Origin of the sequence: Paenibacillus sp. LK1, from assembly GCF_002750415.1 — a bacterium.
Lineage (GTDB): Bacteria > Bacillota > Bacilli > Paenibacillales > Paenibacillaceae > Paenibacillus > Paenibacillus taichungensis.
In genome coordinates this window covers 69,662-81,746 of record NZ_PEII01000005.1, presented here as the reverse complement: position 1 = coordinate 81,746, position 12,085 = coordinate 69,662, and the positions used below count along the sequence as shown (strand labels likewise).

At 44.0% G+C, this 12,085-nt stretch carries 8 protein-coding genes; 7 read left to right on the top strand and 1 reads right to left on the bottom strand.

From position 1 onward, the window contains the following. Window positions 1-253: 253 nt before the first annotated feature. From codB to CS562_RS12575, 3 genes are all read left to right on the top strand, one after another. Entirely contained in the window at window positions 254-1,534 is a 1,281-nt protein-coding gene (codB, locus tag CS562_RS12585; RefSeq protein ID WP_076289273.1) for a cytosine permease, read from the top strand. Then, entirely contained in the window at window positions 1,503-2,771 is a 1,269-nt protein-coding gene (locus tag CS562_RS12580) for a cytosine deaminase (RefSeq protein ID WP_099856072.1), read from the top strand. The genes codB and CS562_RS12580 overlap by 32 nt, the downstream gene beginning before the upstream one ends. A 218-nt stretch (window positions 2,772-2,989) precedes the next feature. Beyond that, complete coding sequence (locus tag CS562_RS12575) at window positions 2,990-4,228, top strand: DUF418 domain-containing protein (RefSeq protein ID WP_099856070.1); 1,239 nt, start codon at window positions 2,990-2,992, stop codon at window positions 4,226-4,228. Window positions 4,229-4,973: 745 nt separating this feature from the next. On the opposite strand, the gene pdxR is transcribed toward CS562_RS12575, so the two are convergent. After that, on the bottom strand, window positions 4,974-6,464 hold the full coding sequence (pdxR, locus tag CS562_RS12570) for a MocR-like pyridoxine biosynthesis transcription factor PdxR (RefSeq protein ID WP_076289275.1): 1,491 nt from the start codon (window positions 6,462-6,464) through the stop codon (window positions 4,974-4,976). Window positions 6,465-6,596: 132 nt separating this feature from the next. Here pdxR and pdxS point away from each other — a divergent pair, with 132 nt between their 5' ends. The 4 genes from pdxS to CS562_RS12550 all read left to right on the top strand — a co-directional run bounded on the left by pdxS (window position 6,597) and on the right by CS562_RS12550 (window position 11,941). Further along, a complete protein-coding gene (gene pdxS / locus CS562_RS12565) occupies window positions 6,597-7,481 on the top strand; it encodes a pyridoxal 5'-phosphate synthase lyase subunit PdxS (protein WP_218642256.1) in 885 nt (294 codons plus the stop codon). A gap of 249 nt (window positions 7,482-7,730) precedes the next feature. After that, on the top strand, window positions 7,731-8,471 hold the full coding sequence (locus tag CS562_RS12560) for a LytR/AlgR family response regulator transcription factor (protein ID WP_076289277.1): 741 nt from the start codon (window positions 7,731-7,733) through the stop codon (window positions 8,469-8,471). A 1-nt stretch (window position 8,472) separates the two neighbouring features. Then, complete coding sequence (locus CS562_RS12555) at window positions 8,473-9,771, top strand: ATP-binding protein (RefSeq protein WP_099856068.1); 1,299 nt, start codon at window positions 8,473-8,475, stop codon at window positions 9,769-9,771. Between the two features lie 118 nt (window positions 9,772-9,889). Next, window positions 9,890-11,941 carry a serine hydrolase domain-containing protein gene (locus CS562_RS12550; RefSeq protein WP_099856066.1) on the top strand — a complete coding sequence of 684 codons (2,052 nt, stop codon included), beginning with the start codon at window positions 9,890-9,892 and terminating at the stop codon, window positions 11,939-11,941. Window positions 11,942-12,085: the final 144 nt, after the last annotated feature.

The following is a 12,085-nucleotide window of genomic DNA, read 5'->3' as shown; positions in this document are numbered from 1 at the left end:
GACATCTGTGGCGTTTTCTAAAATAATAAATGTAATTGAATACTGGTACCTTTAATTCAGTCCAGAGAGGCTGGCAAGGGCAGCGGATTTTATAATCACGCGTGAATCAGGGCATATCCCCACAGGGATGCTCTGCGTCTTCGCGCGGATTATGATGCAAAAAGAGGCTACTTGTCAGTGTGTAACTTGACGAGTAGCCTCTTTTTTCTGCTTTTTTTTGGTATCAGATACACTTTAAGCTGGAGGTATTCTGATGAGCAAACAAGATCAAGAGTTTTCATGGCAAGAGGTGCCAAAAACGCAGAGAAATCATTTTTGGAAGACGTTATCCGTCATGTTGGGTTTCACCTTCTTCTCGGCGAGTATGTTGGCAGGGGGTACGCTTGGAGTCAGTTTGACGTTTATGGAGTTCATTGGCATCGTGCTTGCTGGCAATTTGGTGCTCGGTATCTATACAGGGGCACTGGCACATATCGCTGCCAAGACGGGTCTTTCCACACATTTACTTGCTAAATATGCGTTTGGTGCGAAAGGATCGTACCTGCCATCGTTCCTGCTTGGCTTTACACAGGTCGGATGGTTCGGGGTAGGCGTGGCCATGTTCGCAATTCCGGTTGCCAAAGCGATGGATTGGAACGTGTACCTGTTAATCTTGCTGTTTGGTCTTGCTATGACGGCATCTGCCATCTTCGGTATGAAGTCGCTCGTCATCTTGGGTTATATCGCGGTTCCGGCTATTGCCATTCTCGGCGGTTACTCCATGTTCAAAGGTGCAGGATCGCTGGGAGGTCTGCAAGGATTGCTCGATTACACGCCGACAGAGACACTCACCGCAGCTGCAGCATTGACCATTTGTATCGGTTCATTCATTAGTGGCGGAACGCTGACGCCCGATTTTGCCCGGTTTTCCCGTACGTCCAAGCAGGCGGTTACCGCAACGGTTATTGCCTTCTTCCTTGGTAACTCGCTTATGTTCCTGTTCGGGGCAGTTGGTGCAATGGCATATAACCTGGCTGATATCTCGGAGGTCATGTTCCTGCAAGGCTTGCTCATTCCTGCGATCATCGTTCTTGGACTCAATATCTGGACAACCAACGATAACGCCTTGTACGCCTCCGGATTGGGTTTTGCCAACATCACTAAAATTTCGAAAAAGTTCTTCGTCATCGTAAACGGCATTGTGGGTACAGTATTTGCCATGTGGATGTACAACAATTTCGTCAGCTTCCTGAATGTGCTGGGCGCGGCGGTACCGTCCATTGGGGCCATTATCATCGCGGACTACTTCTTTGTGAAGCGCAGAAACTATAAACCGTTTGCCGAGATGAGTTTCAAAACTGTAAACTGGGTAGCGATGGTGGCTTGGGCCATCGGCGTTGCGTTTGCTCAGCTGGCTCCAGGAGTAACACCACTGAATGCACTGCTCGGTACGGCGGTAGCCTACATCGTGTTGATGCTGATCGTTCCTAACAAAGAATCCAACAAAGAAAAGGGGAAAATAAATGATTATACAGAACGCAAAATTGCGGGGTAAAGAAGGTCTATGGAATATCGTTGTCAAGGAAGGGAAGTTCGAACAAATTACGCAGGAGCTGCAAGCCACTGCAAATGAGGAAATACTTGACGTCAACGGTTCACTTGTACTGCCACCCTTCATTGAGCCTCATATCCATCTGGATACAACGTTAACGGCTGGCGAGCCGGAATGGAATTTGAGCGGAACGCTATTTGAAGGCATCCAACGTTGGTCGGAACGCAAAGCATTCTTGACACATGAAGATGTTAAAACCCGCTCCAAAACAGCACTGAAATGGCAGATGGCGCAGGGGATCCAACATGTTCGGACACATGTGGACGTTACAGATCCAAGCTTGACGGCAGTCAAAGCGATGCTTGAAGTAAAAGAAGAGATGGCACCATACATCGATATCCAGCTTGTGGCTTTCCCACAGGAAGGTATTCATTCATATCCGAACGGTGCAGAACTGCTGGAAGAGTCACTGAAAATGGGCGTTGACGTGGTCGGCGGCATTCCGCACTTCGAATTCACGAGAGAATACGGCGTTGATTCGATGAAGGTTGCTTTTGACCTTGCCGAAAAATACGACCGTCTGATCGACATCCATTGCGACGAGATCGATGACGAGCAATCCCGCTTTGTGGAAGTTGTTGCCAAGGAAGCCTACGAACGTGGACTGGGCTCTCGCACAACGGCAAGCCACACGACGGCGATGGGGTCATACAATGATGCATATACGTACAAATTGTTCAGATTGCTGAAGATGGCTGACCTCAATTTCGTCTCCAATCCGTTGGTCAACATTCACCTGCAAGGACGCTTCGACACGTATCCAAAAAGAAGAGGTCTGACTCGCGTCAAAGAGCTGCAGGAAGCTGGTCTTAACGTATGTTTCGGTCATGATGATATTTTCGATCCATGGTATCCGCTAGGAACGGGCAACATGCTCCAAGTACTACACATGGGTATTCATGCTTCGCAGTTGCTGGGCTATGATCAAATCGTAAATTCGGTCGACCTCATTACGAAAAACAGCGCAAGAACGTTGCATATTGAGGATGCATACGGAATTGAAGTAGGAAAACCCGCCAACTTCATCGTTCTTGAAGCAGAGAACGAATACGAGGCTGTTCGCAAACAGGCTGGTGTACTGTACTCGTATAGAGGTGGCCGCAAAATCGCGGAAACAAAACCTCGAGATATGTCCATCATTTTGGAGAGCGGTACAGAGAAGGTTACTTTCAATAAATAATGAAGAAAATATAACACATTAAAAGTCGCTATTTTAGCGGCTTTTTTAGTTTAGAAGATGAGGTGTAATTAGAGGGAAATCAAATGGAGGACATGGTACAAACTGGGATGGCTTCGAATCCAAAGTACTGGAGTTCGTGACAGAGTTATAGTTGAAATTTTGGAAAGATTTAACGTATATTTAGGATTGATCTTTATGCTATAGACAGAGGTGATTGATTGAGCACATCAAAAAAGCGAATCCAATTAATTGATGGACTGCGCGGATTCAGTCTGGCCGGTATCGTGCTGGCGAATATGTTGGCTTTCCAATACGGAATGTTTGGCCAGAGTAAACCCCAACTATTCGGGATCGGTGGTGTAGACCAGGCATTTCTCTCGTTTCTGCAGATCACTGTGGTAGGTAGTTTTATGCCGATCTTTGCCTTCATGTTCGGCTTCGGTATGATCAAACTGTCAGAAAGCCTTCAATCGCGAGATTTACGACCAAAGTGTCATCTTGCCCGGCGTTTTCTACTACTGTTTGGTATCGGATTGCTGCACATAACCTATCTTTGGGAAGGGGACATTCTATCGTTTTACGGTGTACTCGGTTTCTTTCTGCTGATGTTCCTGAATCGAAAGCCAAAAACGCTGCTCATTTGGGCGGTACTGCTACTTGTCGGAGCAGGGCTGCTAGGTTTGCCGGCATCCAATCCAATGAATCCGCTATCTATTGAATCCACTCATATGGAGAACTACATCATCCAAAGTCAGGATGTATACGGTAATGGCAATTACGAGGAGATCAGGGATTTCAGCAATAACGGCGATCCATTCGGTGGGGATTTGGATGTGTCATTTGCCTTGTTGGCCCTAGTATTAGCCCCGCTAATGACGGTACCGATGTTTTTGCTTGGTATGCACGCTGCCAGAATGGGCACGTTTAGCGATCCTCAGGCAATGAGGCATATGTATTTACGTCGTGCTTCGTTCTTGATTCCAGTTGGTTTGATACTCAAAGCATACGGTGTGTTGGCGCCACAATTTGGTGCGGAAGGATGGCCCGGAATCGGAATCGGCGGGACGCTCGGGGGAATGTTGCTTGCACTCGGATATATTTACGCATTTGCAATGTTATACGCAAGAAGTCGCCGTTATAGCCTGATGCGCAGGTTTGAGGCGGTCGGCCGTCTCTCACTGACGAATTACCTGATGCAGAGTGTCATCTGTACGACTATTTTTTATGGTTACGGTCTAGGTCTGTTTGGGCGTGCTGGTGTAATCATTGGAGCAATTATTGCACTTGCTGTCTATGGTACTCAATTATGGCTCAGTCCGTTATATCTTAAGAAATTTAGCAGTGGGCCAGTCGAGTATCTCCTTCGGATCTGGACATATCTATCTTGGAAAGGACAGCCAAGAAAGAAGAAAAGATCGAACACGAATTTGCAAGATAGTGCTCCTAGAGTGCACTGAGCATAAAACGTTGCTACAAATGCACAAAGAAGGCCTTTCTGTTAAAAGGAGGGTACCTTTGTGCCCGCAGCAATCATCGACCAAAGCATGAACCCTAAAATATGTCTCAACAACGCTCTAAAAGGCGATACATCCCGATATAGTGTCTCAGCTTCCGTAGATTTCTGACATCTTGACCGCACGTGAACCACACATTTTGCACATTCAGAATGTAGCGAGTCTAATACATAAGCTAACTATTATAGTGCGGGCAGCGTTAAGATATACGAAATGAAAGATGCAGCGTATACATCCGACTGTTACCACTCGGACTTGAAAGGATCTTTATTGTGCTAAAAATAATTAATTTTCTTCTATTATTGCTGATCATTTGGGTAGCAATCCTATATTCTTTTCGTTTTGCTTGGTTTGAAGGCTTATAACAGATTCCTGAAGATCTTCATGGTGTTTATTTACTTTTCTTGTTCTTTGGATATCTTATATGTTCATCTGGTATGGGACTTTTAGTTGGAAAGATGTGTTTTATACGAAAAGAACAGTAAACCATTTGAGGGCATCTTTTGTATTCAGCTAGGAGGGCAATGATTATAACATAGTGAGCTCATGCCCGACTAGCTGAAGTTGGAGGGAGGGGCAGAGGTCCTTTTGGCAGTTGCCTCTCCAATTCGGAAAACTTGAAAAGCTCGACAATGCTCCTTCTAACAAATGATGATCTTCTTGTACTGCATTTTTGAAACGAGGTTCCTCACAATGGAGCTGTGACGGCATTTTTTAATTTACATACGCCTTCCTGTAATTGAACATCTGACAAATGTGCAAATGATAAATAGATACCATACTTCGTACCGTCAGACGTTGAACTGCTGACCTCTGAGTATACAACCCCTTCTGATCTAGCCGATGCCCGAAAGACTTCATAAGTGGACGCATCACCTCGCCACCAGCCAAACACGTGCAGACCTGCTTCATTTTCCACCCAATCAAACCATGTAGAGAGTTGCTGGTTCAAAAGTTTAAGTAGCAAATGAAATTTGCGACTATATAAACGATTCATCCTACGCAGATGACGCTCATATTGTCCGCTTGTCATAAATGCTGCTAATGCCCGCTGCTCGATCAGATTGACGGGTCTTGGCTCGTATAATGCCTGTGCTTTTCGAAAGGTGTCTGCCAAAGTGGGGGGGAGAACCACATAACCAAGCCGTACTTCCAAAGGCAAGGTTTTCGTGAAGCTGCCAAGGTAGATTACGCGTCCCGCTTTATCCAATGTTTTTAGCGGTTCAACATGCATTCCGCGATATCGGAATTCACTATCATAATCATCCTCCACAATCATAGCATCATGACGATGTGCCCAATCCAGCAAAGTTTGTCTGCGTTCAAGGCTGAGCATTTCGCCGGTTGGAAATTGTCGTGATGGCGTGACAAACAACATACGTGCATCCCAGTTTTGGGGTACAACGCCTTGACCATCGAGACTGGCTTCAATCAAATTTGCACCCGCAGCCAGAATGGCTTGTGAAATTCCGATATAACAAGGACTTTCCGTCACTACATGATCCCCAGGATCTGCAAGTAATTGAGTGAGTAGAGCTATAGCTTGCATAGAACCGGCAGTGACTGCAATGTGATCTGCATCGACTTGAATCCCCCGCATCCGCCGAAGGTAGGCAGCAATGGCTTCTCGCAATTTCGGCTCCCCTGTTGAACTAACAAGAGCAGAGGTTGTTTCTATGTGATGCTCCCGATGCCGTATCTCAGCATACAATCGATTGTTCCATTCATCGTAAGGGAACTTGGAGAAATCAGGCTGGTATTTGCTAAAATCAATAACTTCGTCGCTTTCTATTCTGGAATTACTTGTTTGTGCATTGGTATGTGAATTCCTTTGAGTTGTGTGCTGTTCAAACTGCTGAATACGATTCCCCCAGGCTGATAAGTGATGAGTGCATGCTTTCTCGGTGGACGCATCATTGCTTAAATCCAACTGATAAGCAACAAAGGTTCCTCTCCCATGCTCGGAATGAATATAACCTTGAGCAGTCAACGTATCATACACCTGATTCACTGTTCCGCGGGAAATGTGATACGTCGCAGCTAACTCTCGTGTAGATGGTAACTTCTCGCCATGCACCAGGTTACCTTCTTGAATAGCATCACGAATTGCTTGATAGAGAGCCTTCATCTTGGTATATTTTCGGTTCAAATATGAACTGTAAGCTACATGAAATTGCATATGCCCTCCAGAGGTTAATTTAGAAGTGGTACAATAAAAACCGAAATTATTGGATCTTTTTAGTTGTCCATTCTCATTTTATACTAATTCATAGGTTGAAGTGAAACAATAAATTAATTTAGGAGGAATACAATCATGCAAACAGGTACAGATCGTGTAAAAAGAGGAATGGCTGAGATGCAAAAAGGCGGCGTCATCATGGACGTCATGAATGCAGAGCAAGCTAAAATCGCTGAAGCGGCAGGGGCAACAGCTGTTATGGCTCTTGAGCGGGTACCTTCCGATATTCGCGCAGCTGGCGGTGTAGCTCGTATGGCAGATCCAACCATCGTGGAAGAGGTTATGAAGGTTGTATCTATTCCAGTTATGGCCAAGGCGCGAATCGGTCATTACATAGAAGCCAAAGTGCTTGAATCTCTAGGTGTGGACTATCTTGATGAAAGTGAAGTTCTTACGCCTGCAGACGAAGTGTTCCATATTGATAAACATGAGTTCACTGTACCATTTGTATGTGGAGCCAAAGATTTGGGAGAAGCTCTTCGCCGTATTGGTGAGGGTGCATCGATGATTCGTACAAAAGGCGAGCCTGGAACGGGTAACATCGTTGAGGCAGTTCGTCATATGCGTCTGATTAACAGCCAGATCCGCAAAGTGAAAAACATGTCCAAGGATGAGTTGTACGCTGAAGCAAAAAATCTGGGCGTAGCTTATGAATTACTGCGCGATGTTCATGAAAATGGAAAACTTCCTGTCGTTAACTTTGCAGCAGGCGGAGTAGCTACTCCGGCAGACGCAGCATTAATGATGCATCTGGGAGCAGACGGTGTGTTTGTAGGATCAGGTATTTTCAAATCAGATAGCCCTGAGAAATTCGCTCGTGCAATCGTTGAAGCTACAACACATTACACGGATTACAAACTGATTGCCGAAGTATCCAAAAACTTGGGTGCCCCAATGAAAGGCATTGAAATTTCTAAATTGGCTCCAGAAGAGCGTATGTCCAACCGCGGTTGGTAAGCTTAAATAGAACATTAATTTTAAAGTATTGTTATGATTTTACACAACGCTGTATTTAAGCATTGAGCTTGAATGGGGTAGGAATAGATATCAAGAAAAGCCGATCAATGAGAAAAATTGATCGGCTTTGTTGCGCTTTAGGGTCTCAATCATGCGTTTCATCTTAATTTCGCCCTTGAACCTGTGATAAAATAGTATATTTGAGAGTGAAATTCAGCGTCGATGTCGATGAAAGGCGGATGTTCAAGCATGTTCAAAGTTGCAGTCTGTGATGACGAGGAGAAACAAAGAGAACTTGTGAAAACGATGCTTATCTCCTTATCTCTAAAAACGAATATTGATTTTCAAATTACATTATTTGCATCCGGAGAGCAGCTCGTCTCACATTATAAAAACGTGGGAGACACGTTTCATATCCTCATTATGGATGTGGAAATGAGCGGAATGAACGGAATCCAGACAGCCCAAGAAATCAGAAATATGAAGTATCTGGATGTGCAAATCATGTTTCTGACCAGCTACCCCGAGTATATGGTTGATAGTTTTGATGTGGTTACTTTTCAATATCTGATCAAACCAATCCTGCCGGATATCTTCGAGGAGAAGATGATTAAGCTGTGCCAATATTTTAAAGCGCTGGACAAAAAGTATGTACTGATTAAGTCAGATTATGAAGAGCTTCTATTGAAATACGATGATATTCTCTGGATTGAGGTCATGAAGAGTTTGACGATCAAGAACAAATTAAAATTTGTGACTCAGGAAAATTCGCATGAGAGCAAAGGCATCTTATCCGGTTATGCCACCGCCTTGAAAGATCATGGTTTCTTGCAAATTCATCGCTCGATTATCATCAACCTGATGCATGTTCAGAAGTTTGCGGGTACCCAAGTTGTCATGTTAAATGGTACGGAGTTGCCGATAGGCCGCTCCAAAGTCAAGGAAGTCAAGGATGCTTATACCAAATATATGATCATGAGGATTCAGTGATATGGATATGTATGTAATCTTGTCCGTCTTCGTCGTTCCTTTACTTATGGCATTCCAGGTGAATTTTTATTTCAATTCCGTGCTGGGCAAGTCCAAACGGAAACCATACAGAGCGATCTATTTCATTGTATTTGTTGTACTGGGGTATTTCTATTTGGTATCTTCATTTTCACCTGTCGTTTCGTCCGCTTTTGCATTGTTATTCATCTTCAGCCTGGCACAATCCTATGAGGTGGAATTCATCAAAAAAATTGCATTTACCATCCTCTATGCAGTACTGCTCACAACGGTAAATTACATTGCCGTATATATTATGAGTGCGATTGATTCCACGGATTACAGCATATGGGATCATTTCAACGTGGATTATCACTGGGTGTTCTCCAAAGTGATGCTGCTTGGTTGCGGTATCATGTTCATTGTGATCCAGATTGTGCGTTTGATTGCCAAACGGAGAAGTTTCGCTATGCATTATCGTTATTATTTCTTGTTTCTGATCGTACCTACCATTACGATCTATCAGATCAATGTGGCCTCAACGTATAGTGAAAAAAACATATATTATGTCGTTTCCGTATTAGGCTCCCTTTTTCTTAATGTGTTCATTGTTTATCTATTCGATAATATGGTAGAAAAGGTTCAGCTCGCACATGAAAATGTTCAACTACAGCGTCAGATGGACTATCAGGATGCCAACTATGAGAAAACAGTGCACAGTTTCAAAAACGTGAAAAGCATCATCCATGATACCAATCAGCAGTTCCTGTACATTGAAGAGTGTATCAAGCAAAACAAGCTTGATGCCGCAGGTGAGCATATTCAACTCACATTGAATAAGATTGAAGGAGCGTACCAGCGGGTGAACTCCGGCAATCTTGTTATCGATGCCCTTGTTACAAATACCATCGCCGTGGGGCAGGCAAATGGGATCAAAGTCGACACCCGTATTCAACTCCATTCACAACATCTCCATATCGATCGTTATGATCTGTGCGTTGTGCTCGGCAATATGTTGGATAATGCCATCGAAGCTTCCAAGAAAGTTAGACATGCTGAAGACAGGTATATCCTGGTTGCAATTCACTCCACGGCGTCTGCACTTGTAATCCAGATTCTAAATCATGTGGAGCAAAAATTGACTCACTTTAAGAGTGAGAAGCCCAATCCCGAGTTCCATGGGATCGGCTTAACCAATATATCGAGAATGTGCGACAAGTATGGCGGACATATGAGTATCGAGAATCATCATCGGACATTTAATAACATGGTCGTTCTTCCTTTTGACATGAACAGTCTCTGAACATACCGTTCGGGGATTGTTTTTTTCCATTCAGGGTTCGTTATCGTTCTATTTGCTTCTTCTCCGATATGATGAATGTAATTATATGAGCAGTATCATAAGGGAGGAAGTTATTATAATGAAGAAACTAATCAGTATGCTATGTACGGCTGTACTTGTAGTCATTCCGATGACAGATGTCAGTGCAGAGACGAATAAGATGGGAGCGATTGAAGATCAGGCTGGGCGACTCGCCACAGAGATGGTGCAGAATTATGGTGTCACAGGTTTACAATATGCGATCATGGATGAAGGGAAGATCATTTTGTCCGACAGTGTTGGATTCCAGGACAAAGCATCCAAAACACCAGTCGACAAGGATACCATGTTTGGAATAGGTTCCGTTAGCAAAATGGTTGTCACGGCTGCCACCATGATGCTGGTGGATTCCGGTAAAGTGGATCTGGATCAGCCCCTCACTTCCTATATTAAAGATTTTGAAATGGCAGATGCACGGTATACCCAAATAACCCCGCGAATGCTCATGAACCATTCCTCTGGGCTTTATGGTACCCATTATGGAAACAGTATGTTATTTGACGATACCGATACCCGCAATCATGATGAATTACTACTCAAATTAAAGTCAGAGAAATTGAAATCAAACCCGGGAGCCTATTCCGTCTATAGCAATGATGGCTTTCAGTTGCTTGAGATATTGGTTGAACGTGTGAGTGGATTGAGCTACAGCGAATTTATTGCCAAGTTCATTAGTGAGCCGTTACAGCTGCAAGCAACCAAGACACCACTTGATTCTTTTGATAGAGAACGATTATCCGAGACGTATTGGCCTACAATTGAAACGAAACTGCCTGTCGAAAATGCTAATATCCTCGGTACAGGTGGAATCTACTCGACTGCAGAAGAATTAAGCCAATTCGCTGAAGTGTTGATAGGAAACAAACCGGACATTCTGTCCAAATCAGCAGCAGAGTCCATGCAAAATCATGAATATCGTCGGGGAATATGGGTGTCCGAAGAGAGAAATACCTTCAACTATGGTCTTGGATGGGATGCTGTAGCACTTGCACCGTTCAGCGATTATGGCATTACTGCACTTGCCAAAGGTGGAGACACCATGTTGTATCACGCCTCGTTAATCACTATACCGGAACATGATATATCAATGGCGGTCCTATCTTCGGGCGGGTCTTCTATCTATAATCAGATGTTTGCCACTAAAGTTCTGTTGGAGGTTCTTCAGGATCAGGGCATCATCGACGAAATAGAGCCTGAACAAACATTCTCACCACCTGTCAAAACAACGATGCCATCGGAATTAAAGGCGTATTCCGGCCTCTATGGTACGGTAGGTTCAACCCTTGATATAGAGGTTAAGAATGGAGAACTCGCACTTCCGGCTATGCAAGGAGGACTTATCCCGGAGCAGAATTACGTGTACACGGGTGAAGGGAAATTTACGAGTAACGATGGAAGTGTGAAGGTCAGCTTCGAGAAAGAAAGCAACGACAAGGTATATTTTAAAGTTCAAGCGAATATCACCCTGCCTGGATTAGGCCAAACGGTCATGAACACATATGATTATCAAAAATTGGAAAATAATTTACTAGATACAGCATCGAAAGAGAAATGGAAGGCTAGAAATGGCTCGAAATATTACGCGCTGGATGAAAAGATAACGTCGATCTTCTATCTGGTTCCATCGATGCTGATCAAAAACCTGACCGTAGATGTGGAGAACGGTTATGCGAATGGCACACAAATTGTTGATCCTGACAATGCAGAGAATGTCGCACAGATTCCAGTGATGAACGGAAGAGATGCTTTTGATCTGCATTTCCGTACGAAGAACGAAGCGGAGTACTTAACTCAGGATGGACAGGAGTATATTGCGGAGGAAGCCATTACACCAATCTTCGGTGGGAAAACAGGCATCACCACCATCCCGTCCAACGGTCAAGCTCGGTGGTATGCCATCGATTCCCGCTCAGCGAACAAAACGTTAACGGTGGATTCTTCGGAGAGCGGAGGTTATGCGGTATATAACGATAAAGGTGAAGTGCTTCAATTTTCAAAAGCAACGAATCAACAATCAACGCTGCTTCCCAAAGGTGGTTTTATCGTCTTTGGTGGTGAAGCGGGAGATGTTTTCAAGATTCAACTAAAGTGATTGCATAAGGAAAAATGATTTCATTCGAAAATATCGGGTTCTGAGCGTAGGTTGCTCGTGATCCGATATTTTTCTTTTTGTTTACGCCCAAACACAACATGATTCTCCTTCATAGGCTATATGGAATTAGACTAATTTGTTAAT